This is a genomic window from Streptomyces sp. E11-3, assembly GCF_046540415.1.
Classification (GTDB): domain Bacteria; phylum Actinomycetota; class Actinomycetes; order Streptomycetales; family Streptomycetaceae; genus Streptomyces.
The window spans coordinates 2,857,939-2,876,760 of the sequence record NZ_JAZGRL010000001.1 but is presented as its reverse complement, the minus strand read 5'-3'; the positions used below and the strand labels follow the sequence as shown (position 1 = coordinate 2,876,760).

Genomic DNA, 18,822 nt, shown 5'->3' with positions numbered 1-18,822 from the left:
CCCGAGCTGGCCCCGGCTCTCGCCCCCGAGCCGACCCCGGCCCCTGAGCTCAAGCCTGAGCCCGAGTCCCAGCCCGCCCCCTCCGACCTCTCCCGCCGCCTGTTCGTCTCCCGTGTGGTCGGCGGTGCGGCGCTCGCCGCCGCCGTCGGCACCGTCGGCTACGGCACGTACAGCGTGCTGCGCGGACCGCGGGTCAAGAACGTGACCGTACCGCTGGCCAAGCTGGACCGTGCTGCCCACGGTTACCGGATCGCGGTGGTCAGCGACATCCATCTCAGCCCGACGCTCGGCCGCGCCCACACCCAGCGCATCGTCGACACCATCAACGCCCAACAGCCCGACCTGGTCGCGATCGTGGGCGACCTGGTGGACGGCAGCGTGGCCGACCTCGGCCAGGCGGCCGAGCCGCTCGCCCAGCTGCGGTCGCGGCACGGCTCGTACTTCGTCACCGGCAACCACGAGTACTTCTCCGGCGCCGAGCAGTGGGTCGACCACGTACGGGAGCTGGGGCTGCGCCCGCTGGAGAACGCCCGGGTCGAGCTCGGCGCCTTCGACCTCGCGGGCGTCAACGACATCGCGGGCGAGAACGAGGGCCAGGGGCCTGACTACGACAAGGCGCTCGGGGACCGGGACACCGACCGCGCCTCCGTACTCCTCGCCCACCAGCCGGTGGCCATCCACGAAGCGGTACGGCACGGCGTCGACCTCCAGCTGTCAGGACACACCCACGGCGGCCAGATGTGGCCCGGCAACCTCGTCGCCGACCTGGCCAACCCGACGCTCGCCGGTCTCGAACGCTACGGCGACACCCAGCTGTACGTGACCAGGGGCGCGGGCGCCTGGGGCCCGCCGGTGCGGGTGGGCGCGCCATCGGACATCACCGTGGTGACTCTGGCCTCGAAACGGGCCTGAACCCCTATTGACCCCTAACGCCTCACCAGTCCCAACTGCCCCTACCGCAAAGGTGATCCCTTGTGGTTGGGTGACCCATGTCACTGGGGAGGGACACAGATGCGTACGGTCCGAATGCGGATCATCGCGGCGGTTGTGGTGGTGCTGGTCGCCGGGGTGGGCGGCTGGCGGCTCTGGTCGTCGGGTGGGGACAAAGCGAGGATCATCACGGTGGGGACGACGGACGTGGTGACGTCCTTGGACCCCGCGGGAACCTACGACGCGGGGTCCTGGGCCCTGTACAGCAACGTCTTCCAGTCGCTGCTGACGTTTGAACCGGGCGGTGTGGACCCGGTCCCGGACGCGGCCGAGAGCTGCGCGTTCGACGGGGACCAGACCTACCGCTGCGAATTACGCGGCGACCTGACGTTCGCGAGCGGCGCCGCGGTACGGGCCGAGGACGTCAAGCACTCCTTCGACCGGATCAAGGCCATCGGCGCCGAGAAGGGCCCGGCCCCGCTCTTCATCCAGCTCGACCGCGTCGAGGCCGACGGCCTGACGGTGACGTTCCATCTCAGTTCGCCCGACGCGACGTTCCCGCACAAGGTCGCCACCGGTGCCGGGTCGATCGTCGACCGCGCCAGCTACCCCGCGGACGAGCTGCGCTCCGGCGGCAAGGTGGACGGCACGGGACCGTACACACTGGCCGCCTACGACGAGGGCGAGAGCGTCAAGCTGGAGCCCAACCCCCGTTACCGCGGCGCCAACGAGCAGCCCAGCACCGCCGCCGTACTGCGCTACTACGAGGACTCCGACCAGCTCAACGCGGCCTGGCAGAAAGGCCGGATCGACGTCGCGGCCCGTCAGATGCCGCCGTCCCTGCTGTCGGGGCTCACCCCGGCGAGCAAGGAGATCCGGGTGACCGAGGTCGGCGGCACCGACATCCGCACCCTCGTTCTCAACGTGCGCGAGCAGTCGCCGATGAGCGAACCCAAGGTGCGCCAGGCCGTCGCCGCGCTGATCGACCGCGGAAAGCTCGCCGACCGGGCGTATCACGGCACCGTGGAGCCGCTGTACTCGCTGATTCCGAGCGGACTCACCGGCCACTCCGTGGCGTTCTTCGAGGAGTACCCGAAGCCCGATCCCGACCGTGCGCGGAAGCTGCTCCAGGACGCCGGGGTGAGTGTGCCGGTGACCTTCTCGCTCGCGTACTCCAACGGCGCCGCCAGCAAGGAGGAGGCCGCGGAGCTCACCCAACAGCTGGAGAAGGGCGGGCTCTTCGAGGTGCGGCCCGAGTTCTACGAGTGGGAGGCCTTCCTGGACGGCTTCACCAAGGGCGAGTTCGACGCGTACGCCGTCGGCTGGACCGCGGACTTCCCCGACCCCGACAACTTCACCGGGCCGCTGGTGGGTTCGGAGTCGAGCCTGAAGAGCGGCTACCAGAACAAGAAGATCGACCGCCTGGTGCGGGAGAGCCAGCAGTACACCGAGCGCGGCCGGGCGTCCGACGACCTGAAGGAGATCCAGGAGATCGTCGCCCGTGACGTCCCGCTGGTGCCGCTGTGGCAGCGCAAGGAGTACGTCCTGAGCACCCACGAGATCTCCGGCAGCCAGTACCTGTCGGACGGCACAGGATCGTTCCGGCTCTGGGCCCTGGGCTGGATCTGACGCTACGGGGTACGGATTCAGGGCCTGGCCGGACCCCAGTGGTAGCGCCGCTCCGGCCGCCCCGTCGTGCCGTACCGCAGGGTGACCACCGCCCGGCCGGTGGAGACGAAGAACTCCAGGTAGCGGCGGGCGCTGACCCGGGACAGGCCGCTGTGCGCGGCGCACTCGGAGGCCGAGACGCCGTCGGGGTGGGCGGCGAGCGTACGGGCCACCAGTTCGGCGGTCTGCTCGGTGACGCCCTTGGGCAGCCGGGCGGGCGCGACGGCGGTGCCCGCGGCGGGCGGCGTGGACACCGGGCGTGGCGGGGGTGCGGCCGGGCGGCTGGGGGCCGCGCCGAAGACCCGGTCGACGTCGTCCTGGCCGGGCGTGGCGATCGCCGCGAGCTCCTGGTGCCGACGGGCGTAGTGCTCCAGGCGCTCGCGCAGTACGGGCGCTTCGAACGGCTTGATGATGTAGTGCACGGCGCCGCCGCGCAGCGCCCCGCGCACCGTCTCGGCGTCCTGGGCCGCGGTCACCACCAGGACGTCCACGTCGTTCGGCGGGCTCTGCCCGCGGCGCAGCTCGCGCAGTACGTCGAGGCCGCTCATGTCCGGCAGGTAGATGTCGAGCAGCATCAGGTCGGGGCGCAGCTCGCGCACCGCGGTCAGCGCGTCGGCGCCGCTGCGGGCCTCGCCGACGACGGTGAACCCGGGGACCCGCTCCACCAGCTTGCTGTGCAGCCGGGCGACCATGAAGTCGTCGTCGACGACCAGCACTCGGATCATGAAAGGTCTCCTTCCGTCGCCGCGGCGCCCACCACGGCCTCCCGCGCGGCCCGCTCGGCAACCCGAGGCAGCACCGCCCGGAACACCGCGCCGTCCGCCGTGACCGAGCCGCCCCGTCGGGTGCACACCAGCCGCACGATGGCCAGACCGAGGCCGCGCTGGCCGCCCCTGGCCGCCGTCTTGGTGGTGAAGCCGTGCCGGAAGATCTCCTCGGTGAGCTCGGGGGCGACCCCGGGTCCCGAGTCCCGTACCCGGACCCGGATCTCGGTCTCCCGCTCGGTCAGCTCCACCTCGACCCAGCTGTCGGGCCCGGTGTTGCGTACCGCGTCGAGCGCATTGTCCACGAGGTTGCCGACCACGGTCACCAGGTCCGACGACAGGACGTCGTCGAGCTGCCCGAGCCCGCTGCTCCGGGTGATCCGCAGGGCGGCCCCCTGCTCGGCGGCGAGGCTCGACTTGGCGATCAGCAGCGCGGCGAGCGAGGGGTCGGCGACCTTGGAGATCACCTCGGCCGTGCGCCGCGTATGCGTGCCGCTGATCCCACGCACATACCGGGCCACCTCCGGGTACTCCTCCAGCTCGACCAGGCCCGCGATCACATGCAACTGGTTGTGGAACTCGTGCGCCTGGGCGCGCAGCGTGTTGGTGGCGCTGCGGGTGGTGTCCAGCTCGCTGCGGAGCGCGACCAGTTCGGTGAGGTCGCGCATGGTGGTGACGGAGCCGCTCGTCCCGGTCTTGGTGACCAGCGGCATCCGGTTCAGGGTCAGCATCCGGTCCCCGGCGATCACCACCTGGTCGACGCCCTGGACGCGCCCGGTGAGCACGTCGTGCAGCGCGGGGTCGACGGCCAGCTGCTCCAGGGTGCGCCCCGGCGCGTCCGGCGGCAGTCGCAGCAGGTCCACGGCGGTGTCGTTGGCGAGCGTCACCCTGCCCTGCCCGTCCAGGCCGATCACGCCCTCCTTGATGCCGTGCAGCATCGCCTCCCGGTGCTCCACCAGAGCGGTGATCTCCTTGGGCTCCAGACCGAGCGTCTGCCGCTTGAACCGGCGTGCCAGCAGCACCGAGCCCGCCGCGCCCAGTGCGCTGGCGATACCCAGATACACCAGCAGGTACGGCGCCGCGGTGGCGATCCGCGCCCCGAGATCGGGGTAGGCGCGCCCGGCGACCACCGCGCCGAGCAGCCGCCCCCGCTCCCCGAACACCGGCACATGCGCCTCGACCGCGTCGCGGCCCACTGGCTCGGCGCTGCCCACCCAGGAGCGTCCGGCGAGTACTTCGCTGGCGCCCAGCGGGAGCCGCTGACCGATCCGCCGAGGGTCGATATCGGTCAGTACCTCCCGCTTCATGCTGGTGATGATCACGTACGTGGCACCCGAGACGCTGCGCGCGCTCTCCGCGGTCGGCTGCAGGATGCCCCGCTCCTCGGTGTTGGCCAGGCCGACCCGTACGACGTCGGTGGAGGCGACGGTCTCGGCCACGCTCAGCAGCCGACGGCCCTCGGCGCGGCGGAACTGCGCGTTCGACTGGGCCACCGACACGGCCGCGATGACCGCGAGCACGACCACGATCAGCGCGAGCTGCAGGGCCAGGAACTGCCCGGCGAGCGACAGCCGGGGCGCGAATATCCGGGATATCCGAGGTATCCGCCGCATCCCGCCCCCTTCCTCTCGACCCGTCTCGACCCGTCTCGACCCGTCTCGGCGCGGCCCGTAGCGGATTGCCGTGCGGTCGACATTGTGCCGCCGACCGGCGTGCTTGGGCCGTGAACACTATGTCCACAACTTTCGTTATCGCCAATAGCTGCACAACGCCCCACCCCCTTTCCGCGTGCTTCTCCCGCTGCTTGCATAACGCCCCACNTTGCCGTGCGGTCGACATTGTGCCGCCGACCGGCGTGCTTGGGCCGTGAACACTATGTCCACAACTTTCGTTATCGCCAATAGCTGCACAACGCCCCACCCCCTTTCCGCGTGCTTCTCCCGCTGCTTGCATAACGCCCCACCCCCCGTCGTACGCATCAGCTGGAGGAACCATGTCCCGATCAGGCCCCAGGGCAGTCAAGGCGGCCGTCGCGGCCGGTTCGGCCGTCCTGCTCCTCGCCGCCTGCGGCGGAGAGCAGAACGTGGCTTCCGGCGGCGACTGGAAGCCGACCAAGCCCATCGAGTACGTCGCCCCCGCCGGGACCGGAGGCGGCTGGGACACCCTGGCGAGAACCAGCGCCCGGGTCCTGGACCAGTCGAACCTGGTGGACCGGCCGCTGCGGGTGGTGAACAAGCCCGGCGCCGGTGGCGCGATCGGCTGGTCCTACGTCGCCAAGCACGAGAAGGACCCGCACAAGCTCTTCGTCACCAGCCCGCCCATCCTGCTGGTGCCACTGGCGGGCACCTCAGGCCAGACGTACCAGGACTTCACCCCCATCGCCCGGCTGAACAGCGAGCCGCTGGCCTACGTGGTGAAGGCGGACTCCCCGTACAAGACCTTCGACGACCTGGCCAAGAAGCTCAAGGCCAGCCCGAAGGACGTCAGCGTGGCGGGTGGCTCCGGACCCGGCAGCCTCGACCACGTCGGCCTCGCGGGCGCCGTGCAGGCGGCCGGCGCCGACGCCTCGAAGGTGAAGTACGTGCCCTTCGACGGCGGCGGCGAGGCCCTCACCTCGCTGCTCGGCGGCCACGCGGACGCCGCCGTCGCGGGCGCGTCCGAGGTGCAGCCCCTGACGCGCTCCGGCGACCTGCGGGTGCTCGCGGTCTCCTCCGAGGAGCGCTCCCCGATCCTGCCGAAGGTCCCCAGCCTCACCGAGAGCGGCGTGGACTACGTCTTCGACATCTGGCGCGGGGTGATGGCACCCAAGGGCCTGAGTAAGAGTCAGGTCGCGTACTACGAGAAGGCGTACGCCGAGATGGTCAAGACGGATTCCTGGAAGAAGGAGAGCAAGAAGCTCGGCTGGACCGACGCCTTTATGGACAGTAAGGAATTCGGCACGTTCCTTGACAAGCAGAACAAGGAATACGCGGAAGTTCTCGCCAGCGTCGGACTGAAGAAGTAGCAGGGGCGCGGGCATGCATCATTTCCGGTTCACCCAGCGCAAGTTGGCCGTGGTGCTCGGCATCCTGGCCGTGGCGTACACCGTGCAGGCGTACCGCATCCCGGAGTTCACCGCGGTCGAGACGCCGGTCCAGCCCGGCGCGCTGCCGCGGGTGCTCGGCGTGGTGCTGCTCGCGCTGAGCGTGGCGCTGTTCTTCCAGAAGACAAAGCAGGACCAGGCTCCGGAGCCGACGAAGGCCCCGGAACCAAGGATCGAACCGCAAACCGCGGCCGCGGTCGCGGAGAAGGCCCGCCCGATCATCGGCCGCTTCTCCGACACCCGTCTGGAGCTGGCCGTACTGCTCGGCGCGATCGCCCTCTACGCCGTGCTGTTCGTCCCGCTCGGCTTCGTCCTGTCCACCGCACTGTTCGTTTCCGGCACGGCCTGGCACCTCGGCTACCGCAAGCACTGGGTGAACGCCCTGGTCGGGGTCGGAGTCGCGCTGGTCCTCTACCTCGCCATGTCCGAAGGGCTCGACGTCGCCCTGCCCACCGGGCCGCTGCCCTTCTGACCGGAGCCGTCATGGACGCTTTCTCTCACCTCATGGGCGGCTTCGGAGTCGCGCTCTCGCCCGGGAACCTCTTCTTCGTCTTCCTGGGCGTACTCATCGGCACCGTGATCGGCATGCTGCCGGGCCTCGGCCCGATCAGCGCGATCTCGCTGATGATCCCGGTCGCCTTCACCATGGACCCGATCACGGCGATCATCATGCTCTCCGGCGTCTACTACGGTGCCATCTTCGGCGGTTCGACCTCGTCGATCCTGCTGAACGCCCCCGGAGTGGCGGGCACGGTCGCCACCTCCTTCGACGGCTATCCCCTGGCCCGCAAGGGCCAGGCGGGCAAGGCCCTGTCGATCGCCGCGATCGCCTCCTTCATCGGCGGCACGGCAGGCGTCATCGGCCTGATGACGATCGCCCCGACCCTCTCCTCCCTCACCGTCAGCTTCGGCCCGGCCGAGTACTTCGCGCTGATGGTCCTGGGCCTGACCGCGGTGGTCTCCCTCTCCGGCGCCAACCTCACCAAGGGCCTGATCTCCGGCACGGTCGGCGTGATGATCGCGCTGGTCGGCATCGACTCGCAGACCTCGATACTCCGCTTCACCTTCGGCCGCCAGGAGCTGTACGAGGGTGTGGAGTTCCTGATCGTGGCGCTGGGCGTGTTCGCGCTCGCCGAGGTCTTCGTGATGCTGACCCGCCGCGGCCAGGGCGCCGAGACCGGGACGATCAGCTCCCTACGTCTGACCAAGAGCGAGTTCAAGGAGATCAGCGGCCCCACCGGGCGCGGCTCCGTGCTCGGCTTCTTCATCGGCGTACTGCCGGGCGCGGGCGCCACAGTCGCCTCGTTCCTCTCGTACTCCTTCGAGAAGCGCCTCGCCAAGGACGGCAAGACCTTCGGCAAGGGCAACATCAAGGGCGTCGCGGCCCCCGAGTCCGCGAACAACTCCGCCGCCGTCGGCTCCTTCGTCCCGCTGCTGACCCTGGGCGTGCCCGGGTCCGGCACCACGGCGGTCCTGCTCGGCGCGCTCCTGGTCCTCGGCGTACAGCCGGGCCCCCTGCTCCTCGACGAACAGCCGGACATGTTCTGGGGCGTGGTCGCCAGCATGTACATCGGCAACGTGGTCCTCCTGATCCTGAACCTCCCGCTCATCCCTCTCTTCGCGAAGGTGCTCAAGACCCCCCAGGCACTTCTCCTGCCCCTGGTCGTGGTCTTCTGCGTGGTCGGCGTGTACGGCCAGTCCTTCTCGACCTTCGACCTGTGGCTGCTGATCGGCTTCGGGGTGCTCGGCTTCCTGATGAGAGCCAACGACTTCCCCGCGGCGCCACTCATCCTGGGCGTGATCCTCGGCGGCCTGATGGAGAAATCCATGCGCCAGGCGCTGCTGATCTCCTCCGGAGACATCAGCACCTTCGTCACCAAGCCGATCTCCGCGACCCTGCTCGGCATCGCCGCGCTCTCGCTCCTGGCCCCGCTCTTCGGAAAGCTCCGCAGAAACCGGGCATTGCCCAAAACCGAGACCGCGGGCCAGGATGACCCGAAGCACGACACCCCAGCCGAAACAGGCGCACCAAGACCATGAGCCCTCACCCATGAGAATCCGAGCCATCGCAGCGCTGACACTCCTGCCACTCCTGGCAGCGCTGCTCGGTGGCTGCACCGTGGAGCCGGAGCGGGACGAACCGCTCCGGCTCATGGTGCCGACCCCCGCGGGCGGTGGCTACGACGTCACCGCCCGTACGGTCGCCCTGGCGCTGGAGGAGTCGGGGCTCACCGCCGAGACCGAGGTCTTCAACCTCAACGGCTCGGCCGGTACGACCGCGCTCACCCGGCTCGTCCACGAGTCGGGCAACGACAAGCTGCTGATGCAGATGGGCCTCGGCCTGGTCGGCAGCGCCCTGACCACCGACGCGGGCCGGCCCGTGACCGACGCGACCCCCCTGGCCCGCCTCATTGAGGAGCCCGAGGCCGTCGTCGTGCCCCAGGGGTCCCCGTACCGCACCCTGGACGACCTGGTCTCGGCCTGGCACGGCGAGCCGGGCCTGCGTGCGGGGGTCGGCTCGCATGTCGGCGGTCCCGACCACCAGGCGCTGATGCTGATCGCGGAGACGGTCGGGCTCTCTCCCGCCACCGTCTCCTTCGGCCGCTACGACGGCGGCGGCGAACTCCTCGCGGCGCTTCTCAGCCGCAAGGTGGACTTCGCCCTCACCGGCTCCGCCGAGTACCGGCACGCCATCGCCGCGGGCCAGCTGCGGGTGCTCGCGGTCACCGGGCCCGCGCGGGTGCCGGGCATCTCCGCGCCGACCCTCCGCGAGGCGGGCCATGACCTCGAGGTGGTCAACTGGCGCGGCCTGCTGGCCCCACCCGACCTCACCGACCGCCAGCGCGCGGACCTGCTCACCCTCCTGGACCGGCTCCGCGCGACCCCGCAGTGGCGTCGGGCGCTGCGCTCCAACGGCTGGACCGACGCGTACCTCTCGGGCGATGCCTTCGCCCGCTTCCTCACCGCCGAGAACGAGCGGGTCGACACCCTCCTGACCCGACTCGGCCTAACCCTCTAGCCCGCGCCGGGGCTGCGCCGTCGGGCGTGCGTCCACGGTGCGGGGTGTCGGGGGTGAGGGCGCGCCCTCGGGCTTGTTGTCACGGTGCCCCGTGGCGAGGGGTTGTGCTCACCCTCCCCCACTCTCGACTTCGCTCGAGCGGGAGGTGCCCCCCTCGCCCTGCGGAACGATTGCCCACAACGGTGGGGCGCAAGCCCCCACGCCCCCGCAGGCGCGTAACCGGCCGGAGGGGACGGGGCGGGGGGTGCGCGCGCAGCGCCGACGGTCCACACCGGGACCCCTATGCCACCACCGGATCAGACGTCGGCGTGAGCACGTACCCCCCGACGCGGCCCCGCCCCACAACGAAGCAGAGCGCACCCCGCGGCACAGAACACGCGGCCCCGCCCCCCAACGAAACAGCGCGCACACCTACCGCACCCCGTACAGCCGGAACGGCCGAGGGTCCCGTCCCCCAGACGAACTGGGGGGCGGGACCCTCGGCGGCGTACAGCCAGGCGGATTAGTAGCGGCGCGTGATCAGCGCGCGCTTTACTTCCTGGATGGCCTTCGTGACCTCAATGCCACGCGGGCACGCGTCCGTGCAGTTGAACGTCGTGCGGCAACGCCACACGCCATCCTTGTCGTTCAGGATCTCCAGCCGCTGCTCACCCGCCTCGTCACGCGAGTCGAAGATGAAGCGGTGCGCGTTGACGATCGCCGCCGGGCCGAAGTACTGGCCGTCGTTCCAGAACACCGGGCACGAGGACGTGCACGCGGCGCACAGAATGCACTTGGTGGTGTCGTCGAAGCGCTCGCGGTCCTCCGCGGACTGCAGACGCTCGCGCGTCGGCTCGTTGCCCTCGGTGATCAGGAACGGCATGACATCGCGGAACGCCTGGAAGAACGGCTCCATGTCGACCACGAGGTCCTTCAGGACCGTGAGGCCCTTGATGGGCTCGACCGTGATCGGCTTGTCCGGGTTGATGTCCTTGATCAGCGTCTTGCAGGCAAGCCGGTTGCGCCCGTTGATCCGCATCGCGTCCGAGCCGCAGATGCCGTGCGCGCAGGAGCGCCGGAACGTCAGCGTGCCGTCCGTGTCCCACTTGATCTTGTGGAGGGCGTCCAGGACGCGCTCCTTCGGATCGATCTTGATCTGGAAGTCCTCCCAGATCACCGCGTCCGACTCCTCCGGGTTGAACCGGCGGATGCGGAACGTGGCCGTGATGTAGGCGGCCTGAGCCTGGGCCTCGGCCTTGTCCAGTACGGGGGTAGCCATCAGTACTTACGCTCCATCGGCTGGTAGCGGGTCGTCACGACCGGCTTGTAGTCGAGCCGGACCGAGTCCTTGCCGTCATCGGCGACCTCGCGGTACGCCATGGTGTGGCGCATGAAGTTGACGTCGTCGCGGTTGGGGAAGTCCTCGCGGTAGTGACCGCCGCGCGACTCCTTGCGGGCCAGCGCGGAGACGGCCATCACCTCGGCCAGGTCGAGCAGGTTGCCCAGCTCGATGGCCTCCAGGAGGTCGGTGTTGAAGCGCTTGCCCTTGTCCTGGACGGACACCCGCAGGTAGCGGTCGCGCAGCTCGGCGATCTTCTCGACGGCGCTCTTGATCGTCTGCTCCGTACGGAACACCATGACGTTGGCGTCCATGGTCTCCTGGAGCTCCTTGCGGATGTCCGCGACCCGCTCCTGACCGGTGGACTCACGCAGCCGCTCGACCTGCGCCACGACCAGCTCGGCCGGGTTCTCCGGCAGCTCGACGTAGTCGGCCGTCGCCGAGTAGTCGGCGGCGGCGATACCGGCCCGCTTGCCGAAGACGTTGATGTCGAGGAGCGAGTTGGTGCCCAGGCGGTTGGCGCCGTGCACGGAGACACAGGCGACCTCGCCGGCCGCGTACAGGCCCGGCACGACGGTGGTGTTGTCCGCCAGGACCTCACCCTCGACGTTGGTCGGGATGCCGCCCATGGCGTAGTGCGCGGTCGGCTGGATCGGAATCGGGTCGGTGTACGGCTCGATGCCCAGGTACGTACGCGCGAACTCGGTGATGTCCGGGAGCTTGGCGTCCAGCTGCTCGGGCGGCAGGTGGGTCAGGTCCAGGAAGACGTGGTCGCCCTCGGGACCGCAGCCACGGCCCTCGCGGATCTCCGTGTAGATGGAGCGCGAGACGACGTCACGGGACGCGAGGTCCTTCATGACCGGCGCGTACTTCTCCATGAAGCGCTCGCCGTCCTTGTTGCGGAGGATGCCGCCCTCACCACGGGCGCCCTCCGTCAGCAGGATGCCCATGCGCCAGATGCCCGTCGGGTGGAACTGGAAGAACTCCATGTCCTCCAGCGGCAGCCCACGGCGGTAGCAGGCGGCCTGCCCGTCACCGGTCAGGGTGTGCGCGTTGGAGGTCACCTTGAAGAACTTGCCGGTGCCGCCGGACGCGTAGACCACGGACTTGGCCTGGAAGACGTGGATCTCGCCGGTCGCGAGCTCGTACGCGACGACACCCGCGGACTTCTTGACGCCGTCTTCCTCGACGATCAGCTGGTCCAGGACGTAGAACTCGTTGAAGAACTCCACGCCCTCCTTGACGCAGTTCTGGTACAGCGTCTGGAGGATCATGTGACCGGTGCGGTCCGCGGCGTAGCAGGCCCGGCGCACCGGGGCCTCACCGTGCGAGCGGGTGTGGCCGCCGAAGCGGCGCTGGTCGATGGTGCCGTCCGGGGTGCGGTTGAACGGCAGGCCCATCTTCTCGAGGTCCAGGACCGCGTCGATGGCCTCCTTCGCCAGGATCTCGGCGGCGTCCTGGTCGACCAGGTAGTCACCGCCCTTGACCGTGTCGAAGGTGTGCCACTCCCAGTTGTCCTCTTCCACGTTGGCCAGCGCGGCGGCCATGCCGCCCTGCGCCGCGCCGGTGTGGGAGCGGGTGGGGTAGAGCTTGGTCAGCACGGCGGTGCGGCTGCGCTTGGTGGCCTCGATGGCCGCGCGCATTCCCGCGCCGCCGGCGCCGACGATGACGGTGTCGTACTTGTGGATCTTCATCAGTTGATTCCCTCGGTCCCGTGGCCTAGATGTTCGGGTCGAAGGTGAAGATCACCAGCGTGCCCAGCAGGATGGTGAACACCGTGGCGGTGTACAGCAGCATCTTCAGCCAGAAGCGGTTGGTGTCCCGCTCCGCGTAGTCGTTGATGACCGTACGCAGGCCGTTGGCCCCGTGCAGCATCGCCAGCCACAGCATCACCAGGTCCCAGGCCTGCCACCACGGCGAGGCCCAGCGGCCCGCGACGAAGGCGAAGCCGATCTTGGAGACGCCGCCGTCCAGGACGAGCTGGATCAGCAGGTGGCCGAGTACCAGGACGACGAGGACGACGCCCGAGAGCCGCATGAACAGCCAGGCGATCATCTCGAAGTTGGTGCCGCGCCCCTTGGGGGTCTTCTTGGTGCGCTTACGCGGCGGCTCGATGACGGGCGCGGGGTTGTCCACGTCGTAGAGGGTGACGCCGTCGACGGCGCCGGTGGTGTCGGTAGACATCAGCGTCAGCTCCCGAACAGTTCACGAGCGGCGTGGCCGAGAACCGGGTACAGCGCCCCGGCCATCAGTACGGCCCAGAAGGCGACCACGGTCCACAGCATCTGCTTCTGGTAGCGCGGGCCCTTCGACCAGAAGTCGACGGCGATGACGCGCAGGCCGTTCAGTGCGTGGAAGAGGATTGCGGCCACCAGGCCGTACTCCAGCAGTGCCACGATCGGCGTCTTGTAGGTAGCCACGACAGTGTCGTACGCCTCGGGGGAGACGCGGACGAGAGCGGTGTCGAGGACGTGCACGAACAGGAAGAAGAAGATGAGGACACCGGTGACTCGATGAGCCACCCATGACCACATGCCTTCCCGGCCGCGGTACAGCGTTCCAGCCGGCACGGAAGAACCCTCCGGGAGCGGGGATTGGGGTCGGCCGGCTTCGATGTCGGTCTGACCCGGCCGGGTACGGTCCACCGGCCGCTCGTCATCGTATCGACGAGTTGTCGGTGCGCTCGCTCGGGGTCCTTAGGTGTGATCAAAGAGGCACGTACGGGCTATCAGGTTGTCCGGAATCCGGAAATTCCCGCGCTTTTTCCGCTACCTGGAGTAGTTGGGTGACCCGGGTGCGGGCCAGCTCGCGGAGTTCCTCGGCGGCGACCGCGCGCTCCTCGTCGCGCTCGTTGCCGAGCCGGGAGCGCAGGCCTGACAGGGTGCGGTCGAGGTGTTCGTCCGGCCGGACGCCCGCCAGGCTGATCACGAAGGCGTGGCCGAAACGGCTCTCGTACGCGGCGTGGGCGGCCCGCAGCGCGGTGAGCGCGGCCCTCGGCGTGTCGCCGTGCCGTGGGTGCGGCGGCTCCTCGGCGGCCAGCGCGGCGCAGCGGTCGGCGAGCGGCAGGTCGTAGCTGGCCTCGTCGACGGCGGCGAGCAGCGCGCCCAGGTCCGGGTAGGGGCGGTGGGCGGCGACCCGCCGCGCCCACAGAGGGCTGGCACAGCAGCTGAGCAGGGCGTACTCGGCGGTGGCCGCAGGGGCGCGGTTGAAGAGCTCGAGTCCCGGGTGCACGGTGGAAGCGGTGGGCGTGGGCAGCGTGCGCTCCAGAGCAGAAAGGGCAAGAGGGGAACGAGGGGAACAAAGGGAAGCAGAGTGGCGCCACGCTATCGACGTGTCGTGAGAGGCGTCCGACGGATGCGCGAATTTCACCCGGACGGGAGAGTTTCGACACGTGCGGTGGACGGTGGAGGGGATTCTGGTCCGCCACTTCGCCCCTCATGGGAGGTTTCTGACGTGACGCGAACTCTCTTGAGCGTAGGGCTTCCATGGGCATGTCGGCCATGTCGAGCATGACGGGACAGGCCGGACGGGTCATACCCGCGATACCGGCCATACCGGTTATGCCGGTTATACGGGTCGGCCCGGTCGGCGTGTCGGGTGCGGTCCGGTGACCGGGCCGCTGAGCGGGCGACAGGCGCTGGTCGCGGGCGGCCTGGTCGCCGCGGGCGCCGTGGTGCTGACCCTGACCCTGTGGCCGGACGGCGACGGCCCCGCGGGCGGCGGCCCCGGGGAGCGGGACCGCACGGACGTCACCCCACCGGCCGCGACGACCCCCGTCTCGCCCAGCGCGCCGCACTCCGACGACCCGAGCCCCCGCCCCAGCCCCTCCTCGTATCCCCTGTCGCGGGCGCCGAGCGTCATACCCGCCGTACGGGAGCACAAGGCGGCCCGCGGCCCCGGTTGGCGGCCCGCCGACGGGGGCCGGGTCGTGGTCGCCAAGGCGGACGCCGAGCGGCTCGCGGACGAGGGACGGCTGCTCGCCGGCGAGCTGAAGCTGGCGTACCGCGAAGGGGTGAAGGCGCGGGCGGGCGACGTCGAGCTGGCCCTGGTGTCAGGGAAGGCGAACCGGGAGGCGTACACCCTGAGCGTGAAGGACCGGCGGGCGAGGATCTCCGGGACCGGCGAGGCCGGGGTCTTCTACGGCACGCGCACGCTCAAACAGGCGGTGCGCGCGGACGGCACGGCACCGGAGGGCGTCGTACGCGACCGTCCCGCCAAGCCGCAGCGCGGGTTCATGCTGGACACCGCGCGCAAGCATTTCACCGCACGCTGGATCGAGAGCCGGGTACGCGAGCTCGCCGACCTCAAGTACAACCAGCTGGGCCTGCACTTCTCCGACGACCAGGCGTTCCGGATCGAGTCGGACTCGCACCCCGAGGTGGTCTCCGCCCAGCGCCTCACCAAGGCCGAGGTACGCCGCATCGTGGACCTCGCCGCGCGGCTGCACATCACCGTCATCCCGGAGATCGACTCGCCGGGGCACCTCGGCGCGGTCCTCAAGGCCCACCCCGACCTGCAACTGCGCGACACCCGAGGGCAGCCCGCGCGCGGCGCCGTCGACATCTCCAAGCCGGGCGCCGCGCGCATCGTGGACGACCTGCTGAGCGAGTACGCGGAGCTCTTCCCGGGCGCGTACTGGCACCTGGGCGCCGACGAGTACCTCGCGCTGACGGTGCGTGACCCGGAGGCCTCCTATCCCCAGCTGGCCCGCCTCGCGCGGGAGAAGTACGGGCCTGGCGCGCGGGTGCGGGACCTGGCGACGGGGTGGCTGAACGACCGGGCCGATGAGGTCCGTCAGTACGGCAAGCAGCCCAAGGCCTGGAACGACGGTTTCTTCCGCGGCGGCACCGTCGCGGCGGCCGGGGACATCGAGGTGGAGTACTGGACCGGCAAGGAGCTGGGGGCGCGCGAGCCGCTGGAGTATCTGAACGCGGGCCGCAAGCTGGTCAACCTGAACGACGAGTACCTCTACTACGTCCTGGGCGAGCCCAACGAGTTCCGCTACCCGACCGGCCAGCGGATCTACGAGCAGTGGAACCCGCTGGTGCTGCGCGGCAGCCGGCCGGTGCCCACGCGCTTCGACGGCCAGATCCTCGGCGCCCGGCTCGCCGTGTGGTGCGACCTCGCGGACGCCCAGACACCAGCCCAGGTGGCGGCGGGGGTCAGGATGCCGCTGCGGGCGCTGGCGCAGAAGGTGTGGGACCCGCGGCAACCCTCGATGCCCTGGGCTCAGTTCGTACGACTCGCCGGGAAACTGGACTGATCCCGGCTCCGGGTTCGGGCCCGGTTTCAGGTCCGGTTCCGAGCCGGATTCGGGTTCGAGTTCGGATTCGGTTTCGGATTTGGTAGCGAACTCCCGGTTCGGTGTGTTGGATTTACCGGGAGCCGCTGTCGAGCATGGGGGATACACGCATGGGGTTCTGGGGGTATTACGTGGTGGGCCGCAGCGACCGGCCGCTCGCGGAACTGGCCGCGCTCAGCGCCGTGAGCGAGGGGCTCACCCTGAACGAGCGGCGGGCCGACGGCTGGCAGATCTGGGAGGCCACCGTGCCGGAGGTGGGCTCGATGAGCTCACTGGCGCGGGAGACGGGCGCGCCCGCGCTCTTCGGGTTCGTGATGGACAGCGAGTGCGTGGCCGTCGAGGCGGCCGGGCCCGAGAGCGGGGCGTGGAACGCCTGCCTGGACCGGGAGGCGATGGCCGGGTACCTGAGCGGCGACGGCAAGGAGCCGGACGACCTGTTCCTGCCCGCCAGGGACGCCGCCGAACGGGCCGTCGCCTGGGCGGCCGAGGCCGGGCACCGGGCCACCGCCGAGGAGCTGACCGACGTACTGACCGCGCCCGCCGAGCCCTCCGCGGAGCTGCTCTTCTTCCGCTTCCTGGAACGACTGGGCGTTCCAGAGGCGTGAGGGTGTGCACGTGGATGTGGATGAGGATGCGTATGAGGATGTGCGTGAGGGTGCTGTGATGTCTCCGTGATGAAGCGGTGACCCTGTGACATTTCCAGGGAGCGGAACGCAGAAAGGGAAGTGCAGCGTCCGCAACAGGAGATGTCATGAGCCTCGTGGAACAGATGGCCGGAGCCGATGAGCGCGGCCTGGCCGCGAGCGGTCTCGCGTGCCTAGACCGATGCCTGCCCCTGCTCGGCGACCCCGGCGCCCCGGATGACGCCCTGCGTCCGCTGTGGGCGCGCCTGGAGCGCGGCGAGGACTGGTCGGAGCAGCTGGCGGCGGTACGGGTCACCCTCGCCACCCCGGATGCCGGGGACGAACCGGCCGCCCTCACCCGCCGGATGCTCGACGCCGTGCCGGAGGAGCGCGCACCGGACGCGCTGCGCGGCTGGGCCGACGCCTGCTCGGTGGCGGCGTTGCAGATCCACCGGCTCCTCGGCACGGCGGCCGACGAGGAGGTGCCGTCGGAGCAGCTGCGGGAGGGTGTGACGGAGAGCGCGGGACCGCTGGTCGCGGGCGAACTCCGTCGCCAGACCCGGATCCTGGAACTGCTGTCGACCCGTGGCGTGGGCGGCCTGCGCCAGGCGCTCGACGTGTCCACGGAGGGCCGTCGGGTGCTGCGCGCGGTGGTGTCGCGCCGGGCGAGGGGCGGCCAGGCTTGACGCGGACCGCCGTCCGCCGAGCCCGCAGACCTTCACACGGGGGCGGCCTGATCCCGGCAGGGCGACTTCCTTGGTGAACATCGCGAACCCACGGTACCCCTAGAGGGTATCTACTGAAAGGGGGAGTGATGATCTACGAACCCGGAGCGCTGAATAAGTGTGATCGCACCACAGACGACGAACACCACCGCCGCGCGCAAACCCGCACGCTGGGCCGCCGACCTGGTCTCCATGCTGCGCGAGGGCGCCCGCCTGCGCCTGGACTACTCCCCGCCGAGCCTGTGGGCCCTGGACCGCCTGATCGGCGAACTACGCCGCGAGGACCCGCCCTACGAGGCGGTCGCGGCGACCCTGCGCGACATCGGCGCCTACACGGGCGAGGTCCTCGTACGCCAGGCGGACGCCGCCTGGGAGGAACCCCCGTTCGGTGACGGCCCGGTGGTACGCACCCCGGACGACCGCCTCTGGGACCCCCTGGGCGAGGCCCGCCGCTGCTTCGAGAACGAGGGCGAGGCGTCGCTGCGGCTGCTGTGCCGTGACGCGATGGGCGCCCGGACCCCGGGGAGTGGCGGATAGGCGAGGGGACTGGTCAGTCGGTGCCTACCGGGGGCCTGCGAGGGCGGGCCATCTTCTTGGCGACCACCGAGCGGGGCAGGTGGCGGGCCGCGAGGGCGTAGGCCTTGTAGCGCCAACCCGTGATGCTGACCGGGCGGTTGTGGTGGAGGTCCTTCAGGGCCTGGCTGACCACCGCGTCGGCCTCCAGCCACGCCGACGCGGGCAGGGAGCTCACGTCCATCCCGGCCCGGTCCTGGAACTCCGTACGGGTGAAGCCGGGGCAGACGGCCAGTACCCGGACCCCGTACGGCGCCAGGTCGACGCGCAGGGACTCGCTGAACGCCGTGATCCACGCCTTGGCGGCGCCGTAGGTCCCGGTGGGCAGCAGGCCGGCCACCGAGGAGAGGTTCAGGATGGCGCCCCTGCCGCGCGCCCGCATCACCGGGGCGGCGGCGTGGCTCAGTCGCAGCGGCACCCGGACCAGGAGGTCCAGCATCCGCTCCTCGTCCTCCAGGGGGCTGTACGGGAAGGGCGCCGCCAGACCGAACCCGGCGTTGTTCACCAGGACGTGGACGGGCTCGTCCGGTGAGGTCAGGCGCTCCTCGACCGTCCGGCATTCCGCCGGTTCGAGGAGGTCCGCCGCGAGGACCTCGACGCTGACGCCGAAATCCGTACGCAGCGTGTCGGCCGCGCGCTCCAGGCGCGCCTTGTCGCGGGCGACCAGGACGAGGTCGCAGCCCTTGGCGGCGAAGCGGCGGGCGAATGCCGCGCCGAGGCCCGCGCTGGCGCCGGTGATCAGAACCGTAGTCAAGGAACTTCGCTTTCAGAGTGCTGGTTTGAGGGGGGCTTGGGGTGGCTGTGGGTGGCTTCGTCGA

General features: G+C 70.3%; 18 protein-coding genes. 10 read left to right on the top strand and 8 right to left on the bottom strand.

Annotated elements, in window-relative coordinates; translation table 11 throughout:
- Together U9R90_RS12950 and U9R90_RS12945 are read left to right on the top strand one after the other, a co-directional pair.
- Nucleotides 1–912, top strand: a 912-nt coding sequence (locus U9R90_RS12950) for a metallophosphoesterase (protein ID WP_411056592.1), incomplete at its 5' end; no start/stop codon positions are given.
- A gap of 99 nt (nucleotides 913–1,011) precedes the next feature.
- Nucleotides 1,012–2,559 (top strand): ABC transporter substrate-binding protein, encoded by a 1,548-nt coding sequence (locus U9R90_RS12945; RefSeq protein WP_411056591.1) that lies wholly within the window; start codon nucleotides 1,012–1,014, stop codon nucleotides 2,557–2,559.
- Nucleotides 2,560–2,576: 17 nt separating this feature from the next.
- On the opposite strand, the gene U9R90_RS12940 is transcribed toward U9R90_RS12945, so the two are convergent.
- Together U9R90_RS12940 and U9R90_RS12935 are read right to left on the bottom strand one after the other, a co-directional pair.
- Entirely contained in the window at nucleotides 2,577–3,323 is a 747-nt protein-coding gene (locus tag U9R90_RS12940; protein ID WP_411056590.1) for a response regulator, read from the bottom strand.
- Nucleotides 3,320–4,975, bottom strand: coding sequence for an ATP-binding protein (locus tag U9R90_RS12935; RefSeq protein WP_411056589.1), 1,656 nt, complete (start codon nucleotides 4,973–4,975; stop codon nucleotides 3,320–3,322). The genes U9R90_RS12940 and U9R90_RS12935 overlap by 4 nt, the downstream gene beginning before the upstream one ends.
- 380 nt (nucleotides 4,976–5,355) lie before the next feature.
- Here U9R90_RS12935 and U9R90_RS12930 point away from each other — a divergent pair, with 380 nt between their 5' ends.
- Genes U9R90_RS12930 through U9R90_RS12915 form a run of 4 tightly spaced genes read left to right on the top strand, consistent with a single transcriptional unit; the run spans nucleotide 5,356 to nucleotide 9,463 of the window.
- Nucleotides 5,356–6,366, top strand: coding sequence for a Bug family tripartite tricarboxylate transporter substrate binding protein (locus tag U9R90_RS12930; protein ID WP_411056588.1), 1,011 nt, complete (start codon nucleotides 5,356–5,358; stop codon nucleotides 6,364–6,366).
- A gap of 13 nt (nucleotides 6,367–6,379) precedes the next feature.
- The gene (locus U9R90_RS12925) at nucleotides 6,380–6,916 is read left to right on the top strand and encodes a tripartite tricarboxylate transporter TctB family protein (protein WP_411056587.1); all 537 of its coding nucleotides are present in this window, start codon (nucleotides 6,380–6,382) and stop codon (nucleotides 6,914–6,916) included.
- An 11-nt stretch (nucleotides 6,917–6,927) separates the two neighbouring features.
- Complete coding sequence (locus U9R90_RS12920; protein ID WP_411056586.1) at nucleotides 6,928–8,484, top strand: tripartite tricarboxylate transporter permease; 1,557 nt, start codon at nucleotides 6,928–6,930, stop codon at nucleotides 8,482–8,484.
- 10 nt (nucleotides 8,485–8,494) lie between these two features.
- Nucleotides 8,495–9,463, top strand: coding sequence for a tripartite tricarboxylate transporter substrate binding protein (locus U9R90_RS12915; RefSeq protein WP_411056585.1), 969 nt, complete (start codon nucleotides 8,495–8,497; stop codon nucleotides 9,461–9,463).
- 502 nt (nucleotides 9,464–9,965) lie between these two features.
- On the opposite strand, the gene U9R90_RS12910 is transcribed toward U9R90_RS12915, so the two are convergent.
- From U9R90_RS12910 to U9R90_RS12890, 5 genes are all read right to left on the bottom strand, one after another.
- Nucleotides 9,966–10,721, bottom strand: a complete 756-nt coding sequence (locus U9R90_RS12910; protein WP_411056584.1) for a succinate dehydrogenase iron-sulfur subunit — start codon at nucleotides 10,719–10,721, stop codon at nucleotides 9,966–9,968.
- Nucleotides 10,721–12,475, bottom strand: coding sequence for a succinate dehydrogenase flavoprotein subunit (gene sdhA / locus U9R90_RS12905; protein WP_411056583.1), 1,755 nt, complete (start codon nucleotides 12,473–12,475; stop codon nucleotides 10,721–10,723). Before sdhA ends, U9R90_RS12910 begins: the two co-directional genes overlap by 1 nt.
- Before the next feature lie 25 nt (nucleotides 12,476–12,500).
- The gene (locus U9R90_RS12900; protein ID WP_411056582.1) at nucleotides 12,501–12,965 is read right to left on the bottom strand and encodes a succinate dehydrogenase hydrophobic membrane anchor subunit; all 465 of its coding nucleotides are present in this window, start codon (nucleotides 12,963–12,965) and stop codon (nucleotides 12,501–12,503) included.
- A gap of 5 nt (nucleotides 12,966–12,970) precedes the next feature.
- Nucleotides 12,971–13,351, bottom strand: a complete 381-nt coding sequence (gene sdhC / locus U9R90_RS12895; protein ID WP_411056581.1) for a succinate dehydrogenase, cytochrome b556 subunit — start codon at nucleotides 13,349–13,351, stop codon at nucleotides 12,971–12,973.
- 136 nt (nucleotides 13,352–13,487) lie between these two features.
- Nucleotides 13,488–14,012: a 2-oxo-4-hydroxy-4-carboxy-5-ureidoimidazoline decarboxylase gene (locus U9R90_RS12890; protein ID WP_411056580.1), complete on the bottom strand. Its 525-nt coding sequence runs from the start codon at nucleotides 14,010–14,012 to the stop codon at nucleotides 13,488–13,490.
- Between the two features lie 376 nt (nucleotides 14,013–14,388).
- Here U9R90_RS12890 and U9R90_RS12885 point away from each other — a divergent pair, with 376 nt between their 5' ends.
- The 4 genes from U9R90_RS12885 to U9R90_RS12870 all read left to right on the top strand — a co-directional run bounded on the left by U9R90_RS12885 (nucleotide 14,389) and on the right by U9R90_RS12870 (nucleotide 17,968).
- A complete protein-coding gene (locus U9R90_RS12885) occupies nucleotides 14,389–16,044 on the top strand; it encodes a beta-N-acetylhexosaminidase (protein ID WP_411056579.1) in 1,656 nt (551 codons plus the stop codon).
- Between the two features lie 149 nt (nucleotides 16,045–16,193).
- Nucleotides 16,194–16,688, top strand: coding sequence for a hypothetical protein (locus U9R90_RS12880; RefSeq protein WP_411057727.1), 495 nt, complete (start codon nucleotides 16,194–16,196; stop codon nucleotides 16,686–16,688).
- A 146-nt stretch (nucleotides 16,689–16,834) separates the two neighbouring features.
- Nucleotides 16,835–17,392, top strand: coding sequence for a hypothetical protein (locus U9R90_RS12875; RefSeq protein WP_411056578.1), 558 nt, complete (start codon nucleotides 16,835–16,837; stop codon nucleotides 17,390–17,392).
- Between the two features lie 159 nt (nucleotides 17,393–17,551).
- Nucleotides 17,552–17,968: a DUF6278 family protein gene (locus U9R90_RS12870; RefSeq protein WP_411056577.1), complete on the top strand. Its 417-nt coding sequence runs from the start codon at nucleotides 17,552–17,554 to the stop codon at nucleotides 17,966–17,968.
- A 13-nt stretch (nucleotides 17,969–17,981) separates the two neighbouring features.
- On the opposite strand, the gene U9R90_RS12865 is transcribed toward U9R90_RS12870, so the two are convergent.
- The gene (locus tag U9R90_RS12865; RefSeq protein ID WP_411056576.1) at nucleotides 17,982–18,758 is read right to left on the bottom strand and encodes an SDR family NAD(P)-dependent oxidoreductase; all 777 of its coding nucleotides are present in this window, start codon (nucleotides 18,756–18,758) and stop codon (nucleotides 17,982–17,984) included.
- Between the last annotated feature and the right edge of the window lie 64 nt (nucleotides 18,759–18,822).

Excerpts from the sequence above, each read along its gene's own strand:
- U9R90_RS12940 (WP_411056590.1), bottom strand. The coding sequence starts at position 3,323 with ATGATCCGAGTGCTGGTCGTCGACGACGACTTCATGGTCGCCCGGCTG.
- U9R90_RS12875 (WP_411056578.1), top strand. The coding sequence starts at position 16,835 with ATGAGCCTCGTGGAACAGATGGCCGGAGCCGATGAGCGCGGCCTGGCC.
- U9R90_RS12945 (WP_411056591.1), top strand. The coding sequence starts at position 1,012 with ATGCGTACGGTCCGAATGCGGATCATCGCGGCGGTTGTGGTGGTGCTG.
- U9R90_RS12910 (WP_411056584.1), bottom strand. The coding sequence starts at position 10,721 with ATGGCTACCCCCGTACTGGACAAGGCCGAGGCCCAGGCTCAGGCCGCC.
- sdhA (WP_411056583.1), bottom strand. The coding sequence starts at position 12,475 with ATGAAGATCCACAAGTACGACACCGTCATCGTCGGCGCCGGCGGCGCG.
- U9R90_RS12880 (WP_411057727.1), top strand. The coding sequence starts at position 16,194 with ATGGGGTTCTGGGGGTATTACGTGGTGGGCCGCAGCGACCGGCCGCTC.
- U9R90_RS12925 (WP_411056587.1), top strand. The coding sequence starts at position 6,380 with ATGCATCATTTCCGGTTCACCCAGCGCAAGTTGGCCGTGGTGCTCGGC.
- U9R90_RS12935 (WP_411056589.1), bottom strand. The coding sequence starts at position 4,975 with ATGCGGCGGATACCTCGGATATCCCGGATATTCGCGCCCCGGCTGTCG.
- U9R90_RS12900 (WP_411056582.1), bottom strand. The coding sequence starts at position 12,965 with ATGTCTACCGACACCACCGGCGCCGTCGACGGCGTCACCCTCTACGAC.
- U9R90_RS12915 (WP_411056585.1), top strand. The coding sequence starts at position 8,495 with ATGAGAATCCGAGCCATCGCAGCGCTGACACTCCTGCCACTCCTGGCA.
- U9R90_RS12920 (WP_411056586.1), top strand. The coding sequence starts at position 6,928 with ATGGACGCTTTCTCTCACCTCATGGGCGGCTTCGGAGTCGCGCTCTCG.
- U9R90_RS12930 (WP_411056588.1), top strand. The coding sequence starts at position 5,356 with ATGTCCCGATCAGGCCCCAGGGCAGTCAAGGCGGCCGTCGCGGCCGGT.